The 24174-nt window shown below is 67.5% G+C and carries 23 protein-coding genes; 8 read left to right on the plus strand and 15 right to left on the minus strand.

Annotation, left to right across the window (positions count from 1 at the left end):
• Positions 1-219 precede the first annotated feature (219 nt).
• Positions 220-666: a hypothetical protein gene (locus AC3WOB_RS10090; protein WP_492274961.1), complete on the plus strand. Its 447-nt coding sequence runs from the start codon at positions 220-222 to the stop codon at positions 664-666.
• Between the two features lie 26 nt (positions 667-692).
• Here the strand turns inward: AC3WOB_RS10090 and AC3WOB_RS10095 are convergent, their stop codons facing one another.
• The 3 genes from AC3WOB_RS10095 to AC3WOB_RS10105 form a co-directional block, all read right to left on the minus strand.
• Positions 693-1940: a metal-dependent hydrolase family protein gene (locus AC3WOB_RS10095; RefSeq protein ID WP_207473340.1), complete on the minus strand. Its 1248-nt coding sequence runs from the start codon at positions 1938-1940 to the stop codon at positions 693-695.
• 66 nt (positions 1941-2006) lie between these two features.
• Positions 2007-2510, minus strand: coding sequence for a GAF domain-containing protein (locus AC3WOB_RS10100; RefSeq protein WP_492274868.1), 504 nt, complete (start codon positions 2508-2510; stop codon positions 2007-2009).
• The gene (locus AC3WOB_RS10105) at positions 2507-3865 is read right to left on the minus strand and encodes an MFS transporter (RefSeq protein WP_454667984.1); all 1359 of its coding nucleotides are present in this window, start codon (positions 3863-3865) and stop codon (positions 2507-2509) included. The genes AC3WOB_RS10100 and AC3WOB_RS10105 overlap by 4 nt, the downstream gene beginning before the upstream one ends.
• A gap of 124 nt (positions 3866-3989) precedes the next feature.
• Here AC3WOB_RS10105 and AC3WOB_RS10110 point away from each other — a divergent pair, with 124 nt between their 5' ends.
• On the plus strand, positions 3990-4928 hold the full coding sequence (locus AC3WOB_RS10110) for a LysR family transcriptional regulator (protein ID WP_492274869.1): 939 nt from the start codon (positions 3990-3992) through the stop codon (positions 4926-4928).
• Positions 4929-4954: 26 nt separating this feature from the next.
• Here the strand turns inward: AC3WOB_RS10110 and AC3WOB_RS10115 are convergent, their stop codons facing one another.
• The 11 genes from AC3WOB_RS10115 to AC3WOB_RS10165 all read right to left on the minus strand — a co-directional run bounded on the left by AC3WOB_RS10115 (position 4955) and on the right by AC3WOB_RS10165 (position 16984).
• Positions 4955-6316, minus strand: coding sequence for an alpha/beta fold hydrolase (locus tag AC3WOB_RS10115; RefSeq protein WP_492274870.1), 1362 nt, complete (start codon positions 6314-6316; stop codon positions 4955-4957).
• A 63-nt stretch (positions 6317-6379) separates the two neighbouring features.
• Positions 6380-6832 carry a VOC family protein gene (locus tag AC3WOB_RS10120; protein ID WP_013392093.1) on the minus strand — a complete coding sequence of 151 codons (453 nt, stop codon included), beginning with the start codon at positions 6830-6832 and terminating at the stop codon, positions 6380-6382.
• Positions 6833-6860: 28 nt separating this feature from the next.
• The gene (locus AC3WOB_RS10125; RefSeq protein ID WP_492274871.1) at positions 6861-9089 is read right to left on the minus strand and encodes an alpha-ketoacid dehydrogenase subunit alpha/beta; all 2229 of its coding nucleotides are present in this window, start codon (positions 9087-9089) and stop codon (positions 6861-6863) included.
• A gap of 12 nt (positions 9090-9101) precedes the next feature.
• The gene (locus tag AC3WOB_RS10130) at positions 9102-9920 is read right to left on the minus strand and encodes an ABC transporter ATP-binding protein (RefSeq protein WP_013392091.1); all 819 of its coding nucleotides are present in this window, start codon (positions 9918-9920) and stop codon (positions 9102-9104) included.
• Between the two features lie 36 nt (positions 9921-9956).
• Positions 9957-11039 carry an ABC transporter substrate-binding protein gene (locus AC3WOB_RS10135; RefSeq protein ID WP_013392090.1) on the minus strand — a complete coding sequence of 361 codons (1083 nt, stop codon included), beginning with the start codon at positions 11037-11039 and terminating at the stop codon, positions 9957-9959.
• Between the two features lie 65 nt (positions 11040-11104).
• Positions 11105-11914, minus strand: coding sequence for an ABC transporter permease (locus AC3WOB_RS10140; protein ID WP_492274872.1), 810 nt, complete (start codon positions 11912-11914; stop codon positions 11105-11107).
• Positions 11911-12723, minus strand: coding sequence for an ABC transporter permease (locus tag AC3WOB_RS10145; protein WP_492274873.1), 813 nt, complete (start codon positions 12721-12723; stop codon positions 11911-11913). Before AC3WOB_RS10145 ends, AC3WOB_RS10140 begins: the two co-directional genes overlap by 4 nt.
• Before the next feature lie 70 nt (positions 12724-12793).
• Entirely contained in the window at positions 12794-13783 is a 990-nt protein-coding gene (locus AC3WOB_RS10150; RefSeq protein ID WP_492274874.1) for an alcohol dehydrogenase catalytic domain-containing protein, read from the minus strand.
• 24 nt (positions 13784-13807) lie between these two features.
• A complete protein-coding gene (locus AC3WOB_RS10155) occupies positions 13808-14581 on the minus strand; it encodes an SDR family NAD(P)-dependent oxidoreductase (protein ID WP_492274875.1) in 774 nt (257 codons plus the stop codon).
• 7 nt (positions 14582-14588) lie between these two features.
• Complete coding sequence (hpsN, locus tag AC3WOB_RS10160; RefSeq protein WP_492274876.1) at positions 14589-15902, minus strand: sulfopropanediol 3-dehydrogenase; 1314 nt, start codon at positions 15900-15902, stop codon at positions 14589-14591.
• Between the two features lie 29 nt (positions 15903-15931).
• A complete protein-coding gene (locus AC3WOB_RS10165) occupies positions 15932-16984 on the minus strand; it encodes an ABC transporter substrate-binding protein (protein WP_013392084.1) in 1053 nt (350 codons plus the stop codon).
• 223 nt (positions 16985-17207) lie between these two features.
• Between AC3WOB_RS10165 and AC3WOB_RS10170 the strand changes: the two genes are divergently transcribed.
• The 6 genes from AC3WOB_RS10170 (at position 17208) to AC3WOB_RS10195 (ending at position 22595) form a co-directional block, all read left to right on the plus strand.
• A complete protein-coding gene (locus AC3WOB_RS10170) occupies positions 17208-18260 on the plus strand; it encodes a LacI family DNA-binding transcriptional regulator (RefSeq protein WP_013392083.1) in 1053 nt (350 codons plus the stop codon).
• A 19-nt stretch (positions 18261-18279) separates the two neighbouring features.
• On the plus strand, positions 18280-19203 hold the full coding sequence (locus tag AC3WOB_RS10175; RefSeq protein WP_492274877.1) for an NAD(P)-dependent oxidoreductase: 924 nt from the start codon (positions 18280-18282) through the stop codon (positions 19201-19203).
• Entirely contained in the window at positions 19196-20005 is an 810-nt protein-coding gene (locus AC3WOB_RS10180; protein WP_013392081.1) for an ABC transporter permease, read from the plus strand. The genes AC3WOB_RS10175 and AC3WOB_RS10180 overlap by 8 nt, the downstream gene beginning before the upstream one ends.
• Positions 19993-20787 carry an ABC transporter permease gene (locus tag AC3WOB_RS10185; protein WP_207468529.1) on the plus strand — a complete coding sequence of 265 codons (795 nt, stop codon included), beginning with the start codon at positions 19993-19995 and terminating at the stop codon, positions 20785-20787. The genes AC3WOB_RS10180 and AC3WOB_RS10185 overlap by 13 nt, the downstream gene beginning before the upstream one ends.
• Positions 20788-21582, plus strand: a complete 795-nt coding sequence (locus AC3WOB_RS10190) for an SDR family NAD(P)-dependent oxidoreductase (RefSeq protein WP_492274878.1) — start codon at positions 20788-20790, stop codon at positions 21580-21582.
• 74 nt (positions 21583-21656) lie between these two features.
• Positions 21657-22595: a LysR family transcriptional regulator gene (locus AC3WOB_RS10195; RefSeq protein ID WP_492274879.1), complete on the plus strand. Its 939-nt coding sequence runs from the start codon at positions 21657-21659 to the stop codon at positions 22593-22595.
• A 27-nt stretch (positions 22596-22622) separates the two neighbouring features.
• Here the strand turns inward: AC3WOB_RS10195 and AC3WOB_RS10200 are convergent, their stop codons facing one another.
• Entirely contained in the window at positions 22623-24167 is a 1545-nt protein-coding gene (locus AC3WOB_RS10200) for a M81 family metallopeptidase (protein ID WP_492274880.1), read from the minus strand.
• Positions 24168-24174 lie beyond the last annotated feature (7 nt).

The raw sequence follows: 24174 nt of genomic DNA on the forward strand, positions 1-24174 counted from the left end.
GCCGATGCTCCGGGTATTTTCAGCAGCATTAACTTCCGGCTTTCCGCCTATTTTCCGCTGATACGTAACGAGCATCCCAATTACGTAACGCCTTTGCCTTTTTCCCACGCCGTCAAGGATTGAACGCGTATGCTGCGCGAATGGTGCTTTGAACGCGCGTCGCCTCGCCGTATCGCCATAATGGAGTACGGCTATGAAAGTTCAACCGGCATGCAGCGCGTGAGCGCAGTAAAAAAAACCTTCGCACGCCTGGCCCATGCATGCGTCAAGTTTCTTCCCCACAGTTCGGCGCCGGCTAGCGGGGGACGCAAAAACAATGCGCACACGGATTTCCAACCCTCGCGCGCAGCCATCTCATCGCCTTGGCGCATTTACCGCATTTACGCCCGGCCGGGACGCTTGCTGCTGCGTGACGAACAGGGCGCGGTGCTCGACCTGGGCGTGATGAAAGGGTCCGAGCCCAACCTGACTTACCGGTTGTACGCGAGGAACCTGCGAGGCCACGGCTTTGCCACGCGCACGCTTCTGCTGGACGACATCGCGCGGCGGATAGAGGCCGGGGACACCGGGCAGGAACTGATGAGCCTGCCGGAATCCACTTTCTCCCCTGGAGCCGATCTGGACCGCGGCACGCATGTCGACGTGTCGCTGAAGTTCGCGCGTTAGGCCGGAAGACCGGCGCACGCAACGCCTCAGGCAGCCATTTCGTCGAACTGCACCTTGCCGCCCTGCATAACCAGCGGAATGCTCTCGCCCTGACCCAGCAGGCAGGACACATCGCGCAGCGGATTGCCGTCCACCACCAGCAGGTCGGCCATCGCGCCCGGTGCGATGCAGCCCAGCTTGCCCTGCATTCCCAGCACCTCCGCGCCCACCAGCGTGGCGCTGGCGATCACCGCCTGCGGCCCCAGTACTTCTGCGCGCAGCCGGAACTCCTCGCTCTGCAGGCGGTGCGACGGCCCTAGCAGATCCGTGCCGAAACCCATGGCGACACCCGCATCGCGATAGATTTCCAGCGACCGCAAGCCGGCATTGCGCACTTGCGCGATCTTGGCCACGCTGTCCGCCGGCAGGCCGAGATCGGCGCCTTCCGAGGCCAGCGCCTCGTAGGTCACCAGCGTTGGCACCACATAGGCGCCATGGTCCGCCATCAGCCGCGCGGCCTCGGCATCGACCAGATTACCGTGCTCGATGGTGCGCACGCCGCAGCCTACAGCCCGCGCGATCGCGTCCGCGGTATAGGCGTGGGCCAGCACATAGGTCTGACGAGCTCGAGCCTCGGCCACGATGGCCCGGATCTCGTCTTCCGAATAGCCCCAGGCGCCCACCGGGTCGGTCGGCGAAGCCACCCCGCCCGATGCCATGATCTTGATCTGGTCCGCGCCCATCTGCAGCTCCTGGCGCACGGCGCGGCGCACCTCGTCCACCCCGTCCGCCACGCGCGCCAGCGCCCCGACCCGCACGCAGCACGGACATGGCGAATCTCCCGGCATGAAATCGCTACGCGCGCGCCCGTCGCCGTGGCCGCCCGTCTGACTCAAGGCCCGGCCGGAAACGAACAGGCGCGGCCCTTGCACCAACCCCTGCTCCACTGCCTGCTTGAAGGCATGACCCGCGCCGCCCGCGTCGCGCACGGTGGTGAAGCCGCGCCGCAGCATGTCGCGCAAGATGGGCGCGGAACGGAATGTCACGAGCACATTCGGCATGGCCATCTGCTGCGGCAGATTCAGCTGCACTGCAATCACGTGCACGTGCAGGTCGATCAGGCCAGGCATCAGGGTCTTGCCCTTCAGGTCGATGACCCGCGCCTTTGCCGCCGACAAGGGCCGGTCCGAGACTTCCTTGATCAGGCCGTCTTCTACCAGCACATCGTGCTCGCCCAATAGATCGGGCTGCGCCGGGTCCAGCAGCGCGGCATTCTTGAACAAAGTGCTTTCCATGATGTTCCCTGGTTCGGATGATGATTGCTTGGAAAAGATGATTGAGTATGTGTTCGCGCGGCAGCGTCAGGCGCAGCACAGCGCAGGCAGCACCAGTTGCGCGTATGGCCGGCACGCGGCCGCTTGGTCCGGCCCGTACCAGTGGGCCGCGTGCAGCAGATTGAGCGAACCCACGGTCCGGCCGCGCCAGCGTATCGGCATGTTGAGCACGCTCTGGCAATCCAGCGATGCGATCAGCGCGTGGTCGGAGAAAACCACCTGCAGGTCGGCGGACGTACGGCCGATGTACGGCTCGCCCCGATCCAACACTGCCGCGGTCCAAGGTCCTGGGTCCAGCGCCTTGCTGCCGCCGGCAGGATAGGCGTCCGGCAGGTTCGAGTAGAGCCGCGTGGCCAAGGCGGTGCGCGGGTCGTAGGACAGGATGGTGAACAGACGATGGCCGATGGTGGCGGCCAGCGCCCGGTCCGCCGCCACGAACACGGCCTGCGGCTGGGCCTCTTCGGCGTGCGCGCGGGCCAGCGCGTCCAGCGCTGGCATGACGGCTGCGTGAGTCGCGCGAGTACCGCTCATTTCACGCCTCCTGCGGCGATTTCCTCCAGCGAGCGGCCGCGCGTGGGCACGCCCATCAGCACCACCACCAGCGCGCCGAGCAGCAGAGTCACCGTGGTGGTGCCGAATACGCCCAGAAAGCCGAAATTCGGATACAGGAAACCCACCAGGATGGGCGACACGATGGCCCCCACCCGCCCGATCGCCGAGGCCAGCCCCGCCCCCGTGGTGCGCACAGCGGTCGGGAACACTTCGGCGGTGTAGGCGTATACGCCGGCATAGGTGCCGTTCATGAAGAACGACATGAGCACACCGGCCAGCATGATCTGCCCGTCGCTATGCGACAAGGCCAGTCCCAACGCGCTGGCCCCGCCCAGCAGCATGTAGCTGGCGATGGTCGCCTGCCGGCCGATTTTCTCGTTGAGCCAGGCCGCACTGAAGTAGCCCGGCACCTGCGCGCAATACATCGCCAACGAATACGAAAAGCTCTTGGTGATGCTCATCCCGCTCTCGACCAGCAGGCCCGGGATCCAGACAAAGAACGAGTAGTAGCTGAAGGTGATGGACAGCCACATGATCCAGGTCATGTAGGTAATGCGGGCCTGGCGGCCGCTGACCAGCAGCGCGAAGTTGCCTCGCAGACTGCCGCCGCCGCGCGCAGGCTCGGCCGGCTCGGGCCGTGGCTCCGCCAACACATGGCCGCGCCGCGCGAAGTCCGACTCGATCCGATCCAGGATGGCCGACGCCTCCTGCTCCCGGCCCCGGCTTTCGAGCCAGCGCGGCGACTCCGGCAGCGCCCGCCGCCACCACAGCAACATCACGACCGGCAACGCCGTGATGACCAGCACGATGCGCCAGCCGCTGGGGTACGCCGGTACGATGAAATAGCCCAGCAAGGCGGCCGCGACGAAGCCGAATGAGAAGAATCCCGCCAGCGCTCCGGTGAAACTGCCGCGGAAACGCCGCGCCACGAACTCCGCCAGGTAGGGGGCGATGATCGCGCTCTCGGCGCCCGTGCCCATGCCGGCGACCACCCGCGCCGCGAAGAACGGCGGCCAGCTGTCCACCCAGGCGCTGACCAGCGACGCCACGCAATACAGCGCCAAAGCCCACATCATCACCGCGCGCCGGCCGATCAGGTCGCCAAGTGTGCCCGCCAGCAGCGCTCCGAAGAAAAAGCCGATGAAAGTGCTGCTGCCCAGCAAGCCGATCTGCACGCTGCTCAAGCCCCACTCCGTGCGCAGCACCGGCAGGATGAACGCCAGCACGGCGGCGTCCATGGCGTCGAACATGTAGCCCAGGCCGCCCATCAGCAGCAGGTGCTTGTGAAAACGCGCAAAAGGCAGGCGCTCGATCCGCGCCGAGATCATGGACATGCGGTTCCCCTGTGGTCGACGGCTGAGGCCGTACTTGATGAGAAAGCGCATGATAGGCACGCGGGATTTCATGAATCCAATTTATAGTTATGATGCCCTCTATCACCAGCGTGAATACTCTCCCATGACCTTCCGCACCCTGGACCTGAACCTGCTCAAGGTCTTCGAAGCCTTGATGACCGAAGGCAGCGTGACGCGCGCGGCCAACGCTCTGTTCATGACCCAGCCCGCCGTCAGCAACGCGCTGGCGCGTCTGCGCGAAAGCCTGGGAGACCCGCTGTTCGTGCGCGCCGGCAACGGCGTCATGCCGACCCAGCGCGCCGCCGTCCTCTGGAACGAACTGGCCGAGGCCCTGGACCGCATGCGTGGCGCACTGGATCCCGACGCCTTCGACCCGGCGCGCGCCAAGGTCGAGTACAGCCTGTCCATGTCCGATTACACGGCAGGGATCGTCATGCCTCCCTTATGCGGGCTGTTAGCCCGGGCCGCCCCGCAGGCGCGCGTGCGCACCCTGCCCAACAATGTGGTGGACATTCCCGACCAGCTCGAAGACAACCGCGCCGACTGCGTGCTCAGCGCCTACATCAACGAAGCCCAGTACCCGGGCCACATCCGGTCGCGTTCGCTATGGCTGGTCGAGTACGCCTGCTTCATGCGCCGCGGGCATCCATTGGCTGCCATGAAGCGCCTGAGCACGCGGGCCTTTCTCTCAGCCCGCCATGTCGATGTCAGCCTCGGCGGGCAGACCCCGCCTTCGTATGACGTGTACCTGTCGGCGCGCGGCCTGTCGCGCGATGTGGCGGCCCTGGTGAACCACTACAACGTCGCCTACGAAATGCTGCGCCACACCGACATGATCGCCGTGTTGCCACGCCACCTGGGCGCGCTGACGCCGCATGCACCCTATCTGCACGCCATGCCGTTGCCCATGCTGGCGCCCCCGCGCACCATCACGCTCTTCTGGCACCAGCGCAATGACACCGTGCCGGCGCAGCGTTGGCTGCGCCGCACGCTGGTGGAGCTGTTCGCCAGCGGCGAGAACACGGTGACACCGGCAGCCTGAGCGCACGGCAGCCGCCGTCCGGCGGTTCAGCGCGTCGCCGCCACCGCATCCAACACGATATCCGCCACCAGCTTGCCGGCTTCCCATTGCGGCATGTGGCCGGCGTCCGGCAGCAGATGCAGCGCGGTCCTCGGCGGCGCGTTGAGGGCGTGACGCCACGGAATGACGGCGTCGCGCCGGCCGTGAATCAGCGTGCAGCGGCAGGCAAGATTGACCAGGTCCGCGACAATGCTCAGTTGCTGCACGCCGTTCCAGCCGACTTCCCTGCACAGTTCGATCAGCGATTCGCGGCGCGCCTGGGTGCTTTGCCGCAAGGCGTCGATGAAGTTGCCCGAGGGCGTCATGCCGGAGACGGTGAGCTTCTGCAGTTCGCGCTGCGCGGCCTCGTTGGTGCCGGCATGCGTCATGCCCGTGAGAAAGCTCTGATCGATCTCCGTGCCCAGTCCGACCGGCGCGATCAGGATCAGGCCGTCCACGGCCATGCCGGGCCGGGACGCCGCCCGGGCTGCCACGGCGGCGCCGAAGGAATGGCCGATCAGCGTCACGGAACCGTTGCATTGGGCCGTGACCGTATCGGCCACCGCATCCACCACATGCTCGAAGCGCGTCGCCTGCGAGCGCGTGGCGCCGTGGCAAGGCAGATCCATGGCCAGCACCCGCAGTCCGGCGCGGCTGAGCGCGTGCGCCAGGCTGGCCCAGGCGTCGCGGTCGCCGAACATGCCGTGGATGAGCACGGCGGTCTGGCTGCCGGCACGGCTTCCTTCCCACAGGGTCACGCGAACATCGCCGTGGCGTGTGGAAGCCCAAACCTCACGCTTTTTTCCCGGCGCCCCCCGGGCCTGCATGCGGTCCACTCCATCAATGCCTGCCTGCCCGACGTCCGCCACGGTCACACGGCCGTTCGGGCCCGACCCTTGCACCCCGTCCAGCGCGATGCCTCGCTCGGCCGCAACGCGGCGGGCGGCGGGAGTGGCAAACTTGCGCGCAGCTGGCGGCGAGACCTCCGCCGGCTGCGGTGCTGGTTTCGACACCGGCGGCCCCTGCGTGGCAGCGGGCGCATCCGCCTGCGCAGCCCCTGCGGGCTTGGCGGAAGCAGACTGCGCCGCCACGGCAGCACGCGGAGCCGGCACTGGCGTCCCCTCGCCTTCCATCTGGATTCTTGCTATCACCGTATCCGCGTTCACGATGCCGTCCACGGCGACGAGATGCTCCACCATGACCCCGTCATCGTGCGCGGGCACCTCAATGATGGACTTGTCCGTTTCGATCTCGACCAACACGTCGCCCGCCTTGAAGGCCTGGCCCGGCGTCACGATCCAGGCGACCAGGCGGGCCGCGTCCAGGGCCTCGCCCGTCGGCGGGACGACCATATCCAACATTCTCGTCATGCTTGTTCCTTCGAAATCCGATGCGCCCCTCAAGTATTCGGAGCGCCTTGTGCCAGCGCGGCGTCAGGCGGCCGGGTTCATGAACTGGATGAACTCGGTAATGGCTCCTTCAGGCTCCATCAGATAGAACACCTTGGTACGTCCTTGCCGCATGACGCGCGGCGAGGACACGCTTTCGTAGCCGGCCTGCGTCGCCTGCTCATACACCGCATCCACATCCGCCACCTCGAAAGCCATGTGGCTGTAGCCGAAATCGCATTGGCGGCGCGGCTGCTTGTCGCCGTCGGGCGTGTAGTACTTGAACAGCTCGACCCGGTACCCGCCGTGGCGCAGCATGGCCCAGCGTATGGTCGCGCCCGGCAGGCCGACCACTTCGCCCAGCGCGGGCTCGCAGCGGTGGTCCATTTCCCCCTCCAGCTCGAAACCGAGGAAACCGGTGTAGAAATTCCGCGCGCGCTCGAAATCATTGACGCAGACAGCCGTATGGTGCGTGGCAAGCAATTTGTCTTTGAGCATTTGTCTCTCCCAGGCGCAGGCGCCTGCCTCAGCGTGAGCCGCCGCGGCGGCTATCCAGGGACCGCAGCGCCGTCTCCACGGCCTGCGCATCCGCCAGCGCCGCGCGCTCCAGCACCTTGGAAACCACGGGCGAGGAATTGGCGCCCGTGACGTGCACGATCTCGTGGTCCAACCAGTCGAACAGCCGGGACTGCGCCTCGGTCGCCACCCGCGAGCCGATCGAAGTGCCGCGCGTGGTCTGCTCCACGATCATCAGCGCCTGGGTGCGCTTGACGCCCGCCGCGATGGTTTCCCAATCGATGCCTAGCGGATCCAGCGTGCGCAGGTCTATCACCTGGGCATCGATGCCGGTCCGCTCCGCGGCCTGGCAGCAGATATCTACCATGACGCCGTAAGTCAGGATGGTGCAACGCACGCCGTCGCGCGCGACGCGGGCCCGCCCGATGGGCACGATGTAGTCCCAATCTGCTGCGGGCACCTTGTCCACCTGCTTGAACAGGTCGTTGTATTCCACCATCAGGACCGGATCGTCGCAGCGCAGCGCGGCGTTGAGCAGCCCGATGTAGTCGTAAGGCCGCGACGGCGCCAGGATGCGCCATCCCGGGTATTGCGCGAACAAGCCGCTGGCGTCCATGGAATGCTGCGAGCCGTAACCGGTGCCGGCCGTGACCCGGCTGCGCACCAGCACGGGCACCGCGAACTTGCCGCCGAACATGTGCCGCACCTTGGCGATCTGGTTGAACAACTGGTCCGCCGCCACCAGCGCGAAGTCGGGATACATGATCTCCACCACCGGGCGCATGCCGTTCAAGGCCGCGCCCAGCGCCAGGCCGGTGAAGCCGTTCTCGCAGATCGGCGTGCCGATAAGGCGGTCCGGAAAATGGTCGCCGATATCCTTGGTGGCGCCGGCCGTGCCTCCTTTCAGGCGATGCACGTCCTCGCCCAGGATGAAGATGCCGTCATCGCGCTGCATATTCAGCAGCATGGCGCGCGAGATCACGTCCTGGAACTTGGCGTCCGCCAGGTCGGCCGGCGCCCGCTCCTCCAGCTCGACGGCACGCAGACCCTTGAGCTCACTCAGGTCGCCGCGGATGCCGCTGTCCACGCTGGCCGGGTCCGGCCACAGCTCGGGGCGGATACGCTGCGCGGCCTCGTCGCCATAGTTCTCCAGCAGCCGGTCCAGCGCGCCGTCTATCAACTCGTCGGCACGGCCTTCCAGGCGGACCATGCCGGCGTCGTCGATCAGGCCGAGCGACTTCAGCTGCGCCGGGAAGGTCGAAATGGGATCACGCACGCCCCAGGCCTCTTCCTCGTCCTTGTCGCGGTAGCGGAAAGCGCTGCCCTTCAGGGCGCCGGATTGGTGCAGGTAGCGGTAGGTCTGCGCTTCCAGCAACACCGGCCCGCGGTCGCGGCGGATGATGGCGCGGGCCTCCTGCATGGCCAGGCGCGCCGCGACGACATCCATGCCGTCGAACTCGATGGCCGGCACGCCCAGGGACAGGCCGCGCGCCGACAGGCGGGTTTCGCGGGTCTGCTCCGACACGTGCGTGGACACCGCGTACAGATTGTTTTCCACGAAGAATATCGTCGGCGTGTTGTAGAGCGCCGCCAGGTTCATGGCCTCGTAGGCCGCTCCGCTCTGCATGGCGCCGTCGCCGAAGAAGGCCACGGACACGTGATCGCGCCCGCGCAGCTTGTCGGCGAAGGCGTAGCCCACCGCGTGCGAAGGGTTGCCGCCCACGATGGCATTGGAGCCATAGATGCCCGCCTCGGGATAGCGCAGGTGCATGGAGCCGCCGCGCCCGCCGCAATAGCCTGGCGTCAGGCCCAGGATCTCGGCATAGGTCCGATAGACCACGTCGCGGTGCGCGTCCAGCGTATCCGAGGCCAGCGGCGAATAATCCGCCGGCGTGGCGTGGTTCAGCGCCTTGGCCAGGAACTGGTGGTGCATGCGATGGGTGCCGTTGATCTTGTCCGCCGACTCCAGCATCGACATGACGCCCACGGCCGCCCCATCCTGGCCGATGCTGGAATGCGCCGGACCATGCAGGATGCCGGCCACGCTCAGCTTCAAGAGTTTTTCCTCGAAGCGCCGGATCAGTATCAGTTGCTCCAGCATGCGGACCATTTCGCGCGGCTCGATGGCCTGCGCGTCCGCGGCGGTGGCGCTTAGCCGCCACCAGGGCGTGTCGGTATGCAAGGCGGCAAGCCGCGAGGTCTTCGCGGCGGGCGCCGCGCCTTCATTGATATGCTTCATCGATGCTTCCCTTCAGTGGGCCGCGGCCAGGGCGGCGTCCAGCGGTTCGGTCTCCTGCGCGCGCAGCAGCTTCCAGATGTGCGTGCGCAAATGCACGAACGCCTCCATGTCCATCACGTCCTCGATGCGCTCCATGCTGTCCCAGGCCTCGCGCTTGCGCACGTCGGCCACGTTGATGATTTCCTTGATCTGCCCGGGACGACCCGTCAGCACCACCACGCGGTCGGACAGGTACACCGCTTCCTCCACGCTGTGGGTGATGAACAGCACGGTGCGCGGATTGAGCCGCGACAGCTTGACCAGTTCTTCCTGCATGACCACGCGGGTCTGGGCGTCCAGCGCGCCGAAGGGCTCGTCCATCAGCAGCACGTCGGGGTCCAGCGCATAGCTGCGGGCGATGGCCACGCGTTGCTGCATGCCGCCGGACAGCTGGTGCGGATAGGCCTGCTCGTAACCCGACAGGCCCATCAGTTCTATGTAGCGCGCCACCGTCTTGGCCCGCGCCTCGCGCGTGGCGCCCTTGCACTTCAGGCCGAAGCCGATGTTCTCGGTCACGGTCTTCCAGGGAAACAAGGCGAACTGCTGGAACACGACGGCGCGGTCCGGGCCCGGCTCCTCGACTTCCTTGCCGCCCACACGCACGCTGCCGGCCGAGGGAAACTCCAGGCCGGCCGCCATGCGCATCAGCGTGGTCTTGCCGCAGCCGGACGGCCCGACGATGGAAACGAATTCCCTCTCGCCCACCTCGAAGCTCACGTCATCCAGGGCCAGGAAGCTCTCCCCGCCCCGGCTGAACGTGCGCTGCACCCGTTCGAAAGTAATCTGACTCATGCTTGCGTTCCTTTATAGAGAGCCGCGGCCGCAGGCCTACTTCGCGACGTCGGCGACGAAGGCCCTGAGCTTGGGATCGTCCTGGATCATCTGCAGATACTTGCCCGTGACCATGGTCTTGGGATCGGGGATCTTCTTGACCACGCCCGCGGACACCATGAATTCCCCCACGCTGTTCCACCAGCCGACCATCTCCGAGGTACCGCCCGGGCCGGGCGCGAACAGCTTGGTCTGCTCCGCCAGGTCGAAGGCGGGCCGGTCGCGCAGTTCCTGCTCCAGGTACTTGTCCGGGAACTTCACGCCCACGCTGCCGAAGAAGGCTTTCAGGTAGGCCCTCGCCTCTTCGGGATGCGCCCGCTGCCAGGCCACCGCGCGCAGGTAGACCGCCAGGAAGCGGGCGACCTTGTCCGGATGCTGCTTGGCGAATGCCGGCGTCGTGAACAGGTAGCTGTGGATCGGCATCTTCAGTTCGGCGCCGGTGCAGATCACTTTTGCGCCTATGGCCTCTTGCAGGATGTAGGTGTTGGGCGCCCATACCGAAGAAATGTCGTACTTGCCGCTCATTACCGCCGCGTTGATGTCGGGCGGAGACAGATTGACGAAGCGATAGTCCTCGGGCTTGAGCCCGAACTTCCTGGACAGGCATTCCGCCGCGCCCCACTGGCCGGTGGAGTTGCTGGTGACGGGAATGGTCTTGCCCTTGAGCAGCGCCGGATTCTTCAGGTATTCGTCGGCCCGGTCCTTGGTGGCCATCAGCGTGATGATGGCGGCCTCGCCGTCGGCGATGCCTATGGTCTGCAAGCCGTATTTCGACGCCCCCAGCAGCGACGGAATATTGCCCGCCCCGCCCACGTCCCATGATCCGGACGCGCCCGCCGCGATCTCCAATGCGCCGGAGGCGAAGGTCGAGATCTCCGGCTTCAGGCCCACCTCTTGCCACCAGCCTTTCTCGCTGGCGATGTACCACTCCAGCGCCCACCGCTGCGGCTGCTGGCCGATGCGGATGGTGAACAACTCTGCGCCCGCGGGCGCGGCCTGGGCCGCCGCCTGTCCGGGTCCCCCCAGCCAGCACCCGATCACGAGCGCTGCCAAGGCCTTGAGGCCTTTGTAGTGTTTCATCTGTCTCTCTCCAGTATGGAATGCCGCCAACTGCACTGCCTGCCTCTACGCCCTCCTCTTGTGGATCACCGCGACCAATTGCGCTGCACCCGGCGCTGCAAGGCGCGCATGCCGTAGTCGATGCCCGCGCCTATCAGGCCGATGGTGATCATTCCGCTGATCACGATGGCGGGCTCCAGATTGCTGCCGCCCTGCACGATCATGTAGCCCAGCCCGGTGGACCCCACAATGAGTTCCGCGCCGATCAATGACTGCCAGCCGAACCCCGCGCCGACCCGGATGCCGGCGACGATGTGCGCCAGCGACGCGGGCAGCAGGATCTCGGTCAGCGTCACCCAGCGCCCGGCCCCCAGCATCTGGCCGGCCTCGATCAGGGCGCGGTCGATCTGCTTGGCGCCGCGGTAGGCGTTCAGCACGCAAGGCGCGAAAGCCCCGGCAAAGATCACCAGCGTGGGCGACAGGAAGCCGGTGCCGAACCAGAAGATCGCGAACGGCACCCAGGCAATGGGAGGAATGAAGCGGAACGCCTCGAACACCGGCGCCACCGCCCAGTCCAGGGCCTTGAAACGCCCCATGAACAGCCCCAGCGGCACGCCCAGCAGGACCGCGAGGGAGAAACTAATCAGGAATTTCTCCAGGCTGGCCAGCAGATGCATCTGCAGCACCGAACCCGCATAGGGCTCGCGCGTGTGTTCGGCCATGCTGCGCAACACCGTCAGCGGCCCCGGCAGAAAGGCCGGCGACACCAGCCCCAGGCCGGAGAGCAGCGCCCAGCCGCCAAACAACGTGGCGATGCCCAGGGCCGGCATCAGCCAGCGTTCCAACACCCGGCGCGAGACGATGGCGTGGCCGCTGCCACGGAGTGCCCTGTTCATGCTTTCCATGGCATCACCCTGCGTTCGATTTGCGCCAGCAGCGCCGACATCAGCATGCCCATGCCGGCCACGGCGGCCATCGCCACCACGATCATTCCCGAGTTCAAGTCGCGGGTGGCGATGATCAGCACATGGCCCAGGCCGATGAAGGAGCCGACCAGTTCCGCGGCCACCAGCACCATCCAGCAGGCCTGCAGCGAAGTCCGCAGCCCCGTGAAGATGGCAGGCAAGGCGCCAGGCACGATGACATCCAGCAGCATGCGGCGGCCGACCGCGCCGTTGACTCGCGCCGCCTGGATCAGCGTGCCGTCGATGTTGCGCACGCCGGTATAAGTGTTGATCACTGTGGGCGCGAAGGCCGCCAGCCAGATCACGAAGACCTTGGCGCTGGTGCCCAGTCCGAACCACAGGATGGTCAGCGGAATCCAGGCAATCGGCGCGATCGGCCGGACGATCTGGAACACCGGATTGACGTAGGCCTCGACCAGCCGGCTCTGCCCCATCAGGATGCCCAGCGGCACGCCGGTCAGCGCCGCCGCGGCGAAGCCGTACAGCACCAGCCCGGTGCTGGACGTGATGTGCTGCAGCAGCGTGCCATCGGCATAGCCCTCGCCGGCGATCTCCAGCAAGGCATCCCAGGCATCAACCGGTGACGGCAGTTGCACCGCGCTCAGGAGTTCCAGCGGACCCGTGGCCAGATACCAGGCCAGCAGCAACACCGCAACCGAGGCGCCGCTGACCAGCCAACGCAGGGACAAGCGCCGACGTACCGGCGCGGGCGAACGGGCGGGGGGGCTGACGACGGTCATGGCAGCGCTCCGGTCGAGCAGAGCCAGGGCGCCGGCGACGGCGCGGGGGGACAGGGGATGCCGGGCCATGTCAATGCGTCCTCAGCACGATCTTGGCCGACGCCGCGCGGCCGCCGTCCAGGTCGGAGAAGGCCTGCGCGCCCACTCCCAGCTCGCGCTCCTCGACCCAGGACAGATCGCCGAAGACGCCCCGGTGCAGCGCGTCCACGGTGGCCCACAGGTCGGCGCTGGTGTAGGTGTAGGCGCCGATCAAGGTGATCTCGTCCAGCGTCAGCCGCCGCATGTCGATCTCGCTGGCCCAGTCCTGCAGGCCGATATGCAGCATGACGCCGCCTGGTTGGACCGCGGCCAGCGCGGCCGGACGCGTGAGCTTGCCGCCCACGGCGTCCACCACCAGTTCATAGGCGCCCTGCGCCGGAGCAGTCTGGCGCGGGTCGAAGGCCATGCAGTCCGCATGCCGCTGCGCCGAGGCGCGGCGCAGCGGATTGGTTTCGGCCAGGCTGACGCGGCAACCCTGGCTGCGCAGCAGCAGCGCCGTCAGCAGGCCGATGGCGCCGCCGCCCACGACCAGCGCCCGGGCTTCGGCCAGCGGACGGAACAGTGCCCGCTGCGCCAGCGCCACGCCGTGCAAGGCGGTGGCCGCCGGCTCGGTCAGCGCGGCGGCGGCGGCCGGCATGTCCTGCGGCACGGGAATCAGGCAGCGTTCGGGGATGGCCATGAATTCGGCGAACGCACCGGGACGCGTCATGCCCACCATGCCGCGGTTGCGGCACAGATTGTTGCGGCCCTGCACGCAGAAATCGCAGTGGCCGCAATGGATCAGCGGGTTGCCGGTGACCCGCTGGCCAGCGCGGCTGCCGCCCACCCGCGTGCCGACGAACTCGTGCCCCAGGATCAGCGGCGGATTGCGGCGCGGGTCATGCCCGTGATAAGCGTGCATGTCGGAGCCGCAGATGCCCACGGCCTCGATGCGCAGCAGCGCGTCGCCGTCCGCCTGCACCGGATCGGGTTCCTCGCGGTACGTCAGCTGGCTGGGCGCGGTGTAGACAAGGGCTTTCATGGCGGGACTCCACGGAGATGCCGGTCAGCGGGCCGAAAAGCCGCCGTCTATGAACAGGGTCTGCCCGGTGATGTAGGCCGAGGCCTCACTCGCCAGGAACACGGCCGCGCCGTGCAGGTCCTCCAGCCGGCCGTTGCGTCCGATCATGGTGCTGGCAGCCAGCGCCTGCACGCGGGCCGGATCGCTCATTACCGGCGCGGTCAGCGGCGTCTCGAAAAAGCCCGGCGCGATCGCATTGCAGGTGACGCCGTGGCGCGACCAGTACTCGGCGATGGCGCGGGTCAGCTGCATCAGGCCGCCCTTGGACGCGCCATAGGGCGCGCTGTCGGGAAAAGCGCGCACGCACTGCAGCGAAGTGATGTTGATGATGCGGCCCCAGCCGCGCTCGCGCATGGCCGGCGCCAGCGCGCGCGTCAGCAGGAACGGCGCGGTCAGGTTGATCGCCAGCGAACGGTCCCAGTCCTCGTCGGCGGTGTCCTCGAAGGGCTTGCGCACATTGATGCCCGAGGCGTTGACCAGGATGTCGGGCGCGCCGAACGGCCGGGCCGCGCGGGCGGCAAAACCGCTTAGCGCATCGCGGTCGGCCAGATCGCAGGGCAAGGCGCGCGCGTGCAGCCCTTCGTCTTCGAACTCGCCTGCGGCAAAAGCCAGCTCCTGCTCGCGCCGCGCCACCAGCACCACGCTGGCGCCGGCCCGCGCCAGCGCCAGGCCGATGGCCTTGCCGATGCCGGAACTGCCGCCGCTTACCAAGGCGACGCGGCCATCCAGGTCGAACAGGCGGGACATGTCGTTCTGCATGATGGCCTCACTCCCGCACGGGTTCGCCCAGTTCGAAGGATTCCTGGGGGAAGTACTTGGCCAGGCGGTCGTCCGCCGTGCGCGCATGCGCCTCCATGCCTTCCAGGCGCGAGATCCGTGCAGTCACCTGGGCGGTATCGCGGCTGGCCTGGCGCGTCATGCGCTGCCAGGTGACCGTCTTGATGAACTTATGCACCGACAGGCCGCCCGAATAGCGCGCCGCGCCCTTGGTGGGCAGGATGTGGTTGGTGCCGCTGGCCTTGTCGCCGAACGCCACCGTGGTTTCCTCGCCCAGGAACAGCGAGCCATAGCAGGTCAGGTGCCGGAACCACCAGTCCAGATCCTCGCAATGGACCTCCAGGTGTTCGCTGGCGTAGCGGTCCGAGACCGCCACTGCCTCTTCGCGGGTATCGCACAGCACCACCTCGCCATAGTCGCGCCAGGCGGCGCCGGCCGCGTCCCGCGCGGTGGGCGGCAAGGACTCGATCAGCTCGGGCACCCGCTGCAGCACGGATTCGGCCAGGGCACGGTCGGTGGTAATCAGCCAGGCCGGCGACTCGTGTCCGTGCTCGGCCTGCCCCACCAGGTCGGAGGCGACGATAGCCGGATCCGCCGAGGCGTCGGCGATGATGCAGACCTCCGACGGGCCGGCGAAGACGTCGATGCCTACGCTGCCGAACAGCATGCGCTTGGCCTCCGCCACGAATTTGTTGCCCGGCCCGACAATGATGTCGGCCGGTTTGCCGGTGAACAGGCCGTAGGCCATGGCGGCGATCGCCTGTACGCCCCCCAGCGTCATCACGGCGTCCACCCCTGCCACCTTCATGGCGTACAGCACCTGCGGATGTATGCCCTCGCCGCGGTAGGGCGTGGAGCAGGCGATGACCGTGGGCACCCCGGCCGCCTTGGCGGTGGCGATGCTCATGTAGGCCGACGCGATGTGCGCATAACGCCCCGTGGGCACGTAGCAGCCCGCCACGTTGACAGGTATCAGCCGCTGCCCGGCGACCAGGCCCGGCGCCAGCTCCAGTTCGAACTCGCGCACCGAAGCCATCTGCGCCTGGGCGAACTTGCGCACCTGGCCGGCGGCGAATTCGATGTCGCGCTTGATGCCGTCGGAGATGGCTGCGGTACGCCGTTCGATCTCGGCGGCGCCGACCAGGATGTCCCCCTCCCATTTGTCCAGGCGCCGGGCGTAGTCGCGCACCGCGGCCTCGCCGCCGGACTTGATGTTCGCCAGCATCTCGGCGGCGACTTCGCGTGCGGCGGCCTCATTGCCCTGGGGCTGTTTGGCCGCGGATTTGAGCTTGCTTACTGCCATGGTGTGGCCTCGCGGAAGAAGGATGAAGCTCAGTTGGTCTTGTTGGCGAAGGTCTTGAGCGCCGGGGTCTGGTCGACGCGCTTCATGTAGTCGTCCGTGATGTAGGTCTTGGGATCGGGCACCTCGGTGATGGTGCCCACGCCCTTCAGGTAGCCCGACAGGGCTTCATAGGCGTTGTCCAGCGTGGACTTGCCGCCGGCGCGCGACATCAGCTTGAGCTGCTCGTCCAGCGTGAAGATCGGCCGATCCAATTCCTGCCCCAGATAGCCGTCGTTGAGCTTGATGCCGTTGGCCTGGAACAACTTGCGCAGGTAGCCCATGGCTTCCGCCTTGTTGTTTTTCTCGAAACTGACGGCCCGCAGGTACACCGCCAGGAACTTGGCGACCGCGTCCGGGTTCTGCTGCGCGAATTCGCCGCGCGCCACCAGCGCGCCCGGGATCATCACGCCGGCGTCCTTGCCGCTGCATACGACTTCGGCGCCGATCTGCTCGTTGAGCGTGTAGAAGTTGGGCGCCCAGGTGCCGGCCAGCATGCCGTTGCCGCCGGTGAAGGCGGACACCAATTGCGCCGGAGCAAGCGTCACCACGCTGACGTCGCTGCGCTGCATGCCCCACTTCTTCAGGCAGGCCATGGTCGCGTATTCGCCCGTGGAGTTGGGGCTGAGCAGGATCTGCTTGCCCTTCACTTCCTTGGCCGCATTGCTGCGCACGGCCGCGGCGTTCTCTTTGCGCGCCATGACGCCGTTGGCGGTGGATTCATCATTGGTGACGCCCAGCGTCACGATGCCGTAGCGCTGCGCGCCCAGCACCGCCGGCGGCGACCCCGTGCCGCCCACGTCCCAGGACTTTGAGGCGGAGCCGGCGATCTGCTGCGCGCCCGCGGGATACACCACGAATTCCGGCTTCAGGCCCGCTTCGGCCCACCAGTTTTTTTCCGTGGCGATGTAGATCGGCAGCGCCCAATAGGCGATCTGGTAGCTGACCTTGATGGGCGTCGGCGCCTGGGCCGACACGGACGGGCTCAACAGCAAGGCGCCCAGCGGCGCCAGGCACAGACCCAGGATGCGGGGGATTCTCGACATGCTTAGTCTCCAGATAGTGGATTCCGGTCTGCATGCGCGAGCTGCCGCGGCATTCCCCGGATAGCAGGCCCGGATCTGCGTCTGGGCTCGGTTTTTTGAAAGCGCATACAGAGAATAAGCGCGCAGCCATCTCATTCAACCCCGAGAAAACCCTAGAAATCGCCCACAGCGTTTCAATAACTGTATATTCACATCATCCAATTTCTGAAAGCGCTTTCAAAAAATGAAGCGAAAGTCCGCGCCCCTATCCGGGGACACTCTGAAGTCGATTGCCGCCAGCGGCGGCATCTCCTCGGCCACCTTGTCGCGGGTGCTGAACCACCCTGAACAAGTGCGGCCGGACCTGCGCGCCCGCGCCATGGCGCTGCTGGCGGAAGCTGGCTACGTGCCGCACGGCGCTGCCCGTTCGCTGGCGTCGCGCAAGACCCGCACCATGGGCGCCATCATTCCCACCGTGGACAGTGCGCTGTTCGCCAAGCTGGTCGACGGCATGCAGCAGACCATCCATGAACACGGCTACCAGCTGCTGCTGGCCAGCACCAACTACAGCCCGGCGCGCGAAGCCGGCGAAGTGCGGGCGCTGATCGAGCGCGGCGTGGACGCCATGATGCTGGTCGGTCGCAGCCGCGACCCCGAGATCTACGAACTGCTGCAGTCCAAGGGCATTCCCTTCGTCACCACCTGCCATTACGACGCCGCAGACGCCTGGCCGATGGTGGGCTGGGACAACGCCGCCGCGGCGCAGCGCATCGCCGACTACTTGCTGGACATCGGCCACCGCCGTCTCGGCGTGATCGCCGGTATTTCCAAGGACAACGACCGCGCCGCCGACCGCGTGGCCGGCTTCACGCGCGCGCTCAAGCGCCGTGGCATCGACCTGCCGCCGCAGTACGTCATCGAAAAGCCCTACACCGTGCCGGAAGCGCGGCGCGCCATGGCCGCGCTGCTGCGCCTGCCCGAGCCGCCCACCGCGGTCATGTGCGGCAACGACATCCTGGCCTACGGCGCGCTGCAGGAGTGCCTGTGGCAAAACCTGCGCGTGCCCGAGCAGATTTCGATCACGGGCTTCGACAACATCGAAATGGCCGCCCATTGCCGGCCAGGCATCACCACCCTGAACGTGCCGGCCTTCGAGCTGGGCCAGCGCGCTGCCAGCATTCTGCTGGCGGCCGACGCCGACACGCCGCCCGAGAACGTCTGCATCGAACTGGAACTGATCGTCCGCGACACCACCGCGCCGCCGCGCAGCAGCACCAGTGCGCGGCTAGGCAGCTGACCACACCGGAGCAAGCCCCATGGAACACACCGAATCACCCCGCATCGCATTCCTGGGCCTGGGCGTCATGGGGAGCGCGATGCTGCGCAACCTGGCCGCGCAGGGGTATGAAGTATCAGGCTACGACGTCGTGCCCGCGGCCATGGAGCGCTTGACCGACACGGGTTTCCGGCGCGCAGCCACGCCGCTGGACGCCGCCCGCGGCTGCGATGTGGCGATCACCATGCTGCCCACTTCCGCGCATGTCCGCGACGCCCTCTTCGGCGCCGACGGCGCGGCCGCGGGCTTGAATCCGGGCGCCCTGGTCATCGAAATGAGCACGGGCGACGCGGTCGAGACAGACCGCATCGCCGCCGACCTCGCGGGCCTGGGCCTGCGCTGCATCGACGCCCCCGTGGGGCGCACGCCGCGCGAGGCGGCGCAGGGCAAGGCGCTGATCATGGCTGGCGGCGCGCAGGCCGACTTCGACCAGGCCGCGCCCATCTTCGCCGCCATGGCCGACGAGATCGTGCATGTCGGTCCTTTCGGCTCGGGCATCCGGCTCAAGCTGGTCAACAACTACATGTCCATGGTCGGCATGGTGCTGACGGGCGAAGCGCTGATGTTCGCCGCCAAGCTCGGGCTGGACCGCGCCACCGTCGTCAAGGTGTTGTCCAACACCACTGCCGGACGCGGACAGCTCCTGACCAATTTCCCCGGCAAGGTGCTGGCGGGCGATATCAGTCCCGACTTCCCCATGCGCATGGGCTACAAGGACATCAACCTGGCCATGAACCTGGCCGCCTCGGTGGGCGCGCCGCTGGGCCTGGGCGGCTACGCCCGCGAGATGTTCGCGCTGGCCAAGTCCTGGGGCCGGCAGGAGCAGGACTGCACCGCCATGCTGCTGCTGCTGGAAGACGTGGCTCATCTGGAGCGCGACGCCGCGAGGTCCGGCCATGAGTGAACACATCGCCACCCTGCCCGCGCGCCGGCCGCGCGCCTCGCGCCGCAGGATTACCGTAGGCGTGGCCGCCGTCGCCGTGGCCTTCGCCGCCTGGTGGATCGTGTCGGCGCTGGGCCTGGTCAACGGCGCGCGCTTTCCCACGCCGCTCACGACCTGGCAGGCCGCCGTGCAGCTGTCGCGCGACTCCGGCTACGCCGGCGGCACGCTGTTCCAGCACATCGGCCACAGTCTGCGCCTGGTGTTCCTGGGCTTTCTGGTCGCCATCGGCACCGGCGTGCCGCTGGGCCTGCTGATGGGATTCAGCAAACGCATCGACGCGCTGGTCGGGCCGGTGTTCTCGCTGCTGCGCCCGATTCCGCCGCTGGCCTGGATTCCGCTGGCCATCCTTTGGCTGGGGCTGGGCGACCCGGCGAAGATCTTCCTGATCTGGGTGTCCTCGTTCACGCCAGCCGTGATCAACACCTATGCCGGCGTGCGCAACATCGATCCCACGCTGATCGAAGCCGCGCGCGTGCATGGCGCGGGCAATCCGCTGCGCATGCTGCGCGACGTGCTGATCCCCGGTTCCATGCCCATGATCTTCACCGGCCTGCGCCTGTCGCTGCAGACCGCGTGGATGACCCTGGTGGCAGCGGAACTCATCGGCGCCTTCATCGGCCTGGGCAAGGTGCTGGACACCGCGGCGCTGGACATCCGGCCCGGCATGATCCTCTACGCCATGGTCTGGGTGGGCCTGCTGGGCGCGGTGATGACCCGCGGACTGGAATGGATCGAAAAGAGGGCATTGCCATGGCTACGCTGACACGCGCCTCGGGCGACTCGCCCGCCTTCACCTTCGGCCTGTCGTGCCTGGGGCTGGCCGGATTCTTCATGGCCTGGCACCTGTTGAGCGTGGGCGGGGTCTTTCCGCCCAACTACCTGCCTGGCCCGCTGACCGTGCTGCGGACCATCGTGCAGTACAGCAACGAGCCCTATTCCGGCGCCACGCTGTGGACGCACCTGGGCGCCAGCCTCTACCGCTTCGCCTGCGGCTTCCTGCTGGCCGCGGCGGTAGGCATTCCGCTAGGCCTGCTGATGGGCTGGTACCGCTGGCTGGACGACGTGGTCAGCCCGTTCTTCGATGCGCTGCGTTTCGTTGCGCCGATCGCCTGGGTGCCCTTCGCCGGCCTGTGGTTCGGCACCGGCATAGGCGGCCCCACCCTGATCATCTTCGCGGGCGCCTTCCCGCCCTGCCTGATCAGTGCCTACCGCGGCGCCAAGTTCGTCGACACGCGCCTGCTCGAAGCCTCGCGCACGCTGGGCGCGAGCGGCCCGCGCATCGTCGCCGAAGTGCTGCTGCCGGCCTCTCTGCCGTCCATCCTGGCCGGCCTGCGGGTCAGCGCCGGCATAGGCTGGCAGTCGCTGGTGGGCGCGGAACTGATCGTGGTGGGCAACGGCATCGGCTACATGATGGTGCAGGGGCAGCTCAACGTCGCCACCAATATCGTCATGGCCGGCATGATCGCCATCGGCATCGTCGGCATAGGCATCGACCTTGCCCTGCGCCTGTTCGAACAGCGCCTGAAGGCGCGCTGGGGAAGATAAATGGATGATTCCACAACGGCCCCGACCCTGTCGGTCATCGTTACCGGCGGCGCCAGCGGCATCGGCGCGGCGGTGTGCCGACGCGTGGTACAGGCGGGCGGCCACGTCGCTATCCTGGACCTGAACCTGGAAGCCGCGCAGGCGCTGGCGCAGGAACTCGGCCCGCGCGCCGTGGCGGCCCCGGGCGACGTGCTGGACGAGGCCGGGCTGCGGACTGCGCAAGAGCAGCTTGCCGCCCTCCTGCCGCCGGTAACGGGACTGGTGAACTGCGCCGGCATCGCCCAGGTTCCCACCGCCATCGAGGACTATCCGGTCGAGGCCTGGGAACGGGTGGTGGATTCCCACCTGAAGGGCACCTACACGTCCTGCCGCGTGTTCGGCAGCGCCATGGCCGCGCGCGGCCGCGGCGCGGTCGTCAACGTGGCGTCCGTGCTGTCGTTCCGTCCCGGGCCGGTGCTGGCCTACGGCCCGGCCAAGGCGGCGGTCGTGAACCTGACCGAGGCTCTTGCCGTGCACTGGGCGCGGCGCGGAGTGCGCGTCAACGCCATCGCGCCGGGCTGGACCGACACGCCCTTTCTCAGACCCAAGGAGCGTCAGGGGGAGCGCGACATGACGCCGATCCTGAACGCCACGCCGCTGGGCCGCCTGATGCAGCCGCGAGAGATCGCCGAAGTCGTGTTCTTCCTGCTTTCCCCCGCGGCCGCGGTAGTCACCGGCGCCACCATCCCGTGCGACGGCGGCGTCATCGCGGGATCGGGGTGGGCGCCCTACGGGGGCTTTCCGCAAGCCACTTGAGAGCTGGCCGGGCGCGCACGGTATTCCCCTGGTTTTCCGTTAGTATTGAACGCGCCGCAACACTACCCGCCGTCATGCTCAACACCGCCTTGCGCTATTTCCTGGAAGTCGTGGATTCGGGCTCGCTCACGGTCGCCGCGCAGAAGCTGCACGTGGCGCCGTCGGCGGTCAGCCGGATGGTGCGCAAGCTGGAGGAAGAACACCAGACCCTGCTGTTCGACCGCCATGCCCGCGGCATGGTCCTGACCGAAGCCGGCCAGTTGCTGAAGGCCTACGCGCGCCGGGCCTCGCTGGAGGCCGAGCGCGCCCGCGCCGAAATCCGCGACCTGAGCCAGATCGGCCAGAAGCTGATCCGCATTTCGGCCAATCAGGCCTTCGGACGCGAGTTGCTGCCGCGCGTGATCGGTGAATTCCTCGCGGTCGAGCCCTCGCTGCGGTTCGAGCTGAACATCCTGCAGTCCTCGGAAATCAACCGCCGCGTGCGCGAGGGCGAGGACGACATCGGCATGAGCTACAACCTGTCGCCGCCCCAAGGGGTGCATGTGCAGTATGCGCGCCGCATGCCGGTGTTTGCCGTGATGGCGCCCGACCATCCGCTGGCGGACCGCAAGACGCTTTCCATGCGCGACATCGGCCAGTATCCCGTGGCGCTGATGGGGCCGGGCAGCACGATCCGCTTCATCATCGACCTGTGCTGCATGCACGAGAAGATCGAACTCAACGTGGCGATGACCTGCAATAACCAGGGCGCGATCCAGACCAGTTGCCAGCGCTGGGGCGCGATCAGCTTTTCCGGGGACCTCACAGTCATGACCTCGACCGAACGCGGCGAGCTGATCACCATCCCCATGTCCAACGCCGAACTGCACCAGCGCAACATGCACATCCAGACCATGGCCGGCCGCCAACTGCCGGCCAGCGTCACCCGCTTCGTGGAAGCGCTGGGTGCGCAGATCGACGCCGCCTATGCCCACCCCGCGTGGATGGCGGCGGGGCCGGACGCCGCCCGCTAGGGCGGGTCCGCTGGCGGGCCTGCCGCCCTAGGCAGCCAGGTCCGCAGCCCAGTCGGGCTCGCGCCAGACAGCGTCGGCGTCCAGCGGGCAGACGGGCCGTGGCAGGCCTTTGAACGCGATCTGCCGCAGGTTCGGCGTAGTCAGGCCCGGGCTGTCCACGTCGTGGATCCACTCGTTCGGGAAGAACTCGTCGAAGCCCGCGCGGTAGTGGCCGCGGCTCTTGACGATCACGTGGCCCGCCTGGGCGATGTCGATGCCGTGCATCTCCAGCATGGCCGGCTCGGCCAACTGGCGGCGCAGGCTGCCCACCACCACTTTCATGCCCGACTCCGCAAGCTCCAGCAGGCAGGTCGCGCCCATCGAGAACTTGCGCCCGCGCAGAATGCCGCGCCGGCCCATGCCTTCGCCATCCGTCAGCTTCAGCACCCGGGCCCTTGTCGCATAGCGCCGCGAATACTCGCTCTCGACCCGGTTGAAGACCGCCTCGAATTCCGCGCCCACGCCCAGTTGCGCGGCCTGCGCGGCCAGGTCTGGATCGACGAACACCCCCATCACCACGCCCGCAATGCGCGCCTCGTCAAACGCCTTGAGCAGCCAGGTGGTGTTGCCCCGGCCGCCGCCGCCAGGATTGTCGGCAACGTCGGCGAACAGCAACGGCTGACTGGCCTCGCGCGCCAGCGCCACTGCGCGCGCCACGTCGACGGTATTGGCCACGTAGCGTGCGCGATCGGCCCAGCCGGCGCGCGCCACCTGCAAGGCCGTGCGGCGCGCCGCCTGCAGATCGCCGCGCGCGGTCACCGTGATGGTCACGCCGCACTTGGGCAGGTCGGAGAATACGAAGCCCGCGCACACCGCCACATTGGCAATCGGCCCTGCGCCGCGCCGCTGCGTCAGCGACGCCCCCAACGCCACCAGATCCGCATAAGGTCCGCTGGCGGTCGACAGCGTCACGGAGGGCGGCGTCAGCGGCAGGCGAACGTAGGCGGTCACCATGCGCGTGCCATCCAGGATCTCGCGGATCATGTCGGCGGCCTCGGCGGCGCGCTCGCGCTGATCCACGTGCGGATTGGTGCGGTAGGCGATCAGGCCGTCCAGCGCATCCACGGTTTCGGCCGACACATTGCAGTGCAGGTCGTGCGTGGCCACGATGGGCACGTCGGGACCGACAATCGCCCGCAGCAGGCGCATCAGCGCCCCTTCGGTATCGTTCTCGCCTTCCGCGGACGAGGCCCCATGGTTGGCCACGTAGATCGCGTCCACCGGCATGGCGGCACGCAGGCGCTGCTCCGCCTCGGCCAGGAAGGCGGCCCAGACGCCGGCGCTGGCCGGGCCGCCGGGCGGCGCGCCGATCACGATCAGTGGCGCGGGGGTCCAATTGCCCAGCTGGTTCATGCGGTCATAAAAACCGGCCACCTCGCTGGGCAGGCGGCTGGGGCCGCGCACCAGTTCGCTGATGGTATCGCCGGCTTCCCAGCACTGCGCCTGGAAGTCCGCTTCCACCGAGGGCGGGCAGAACGCATTGGATTCCAGGTGAAAGCCAAGAATGGCGACCTTTGGGGCCTTGCTGCTCATACGGAAC

It is taken from the genome of Achromobacter sp. FW305-C-30-7, from assembly GCF_058783105.1.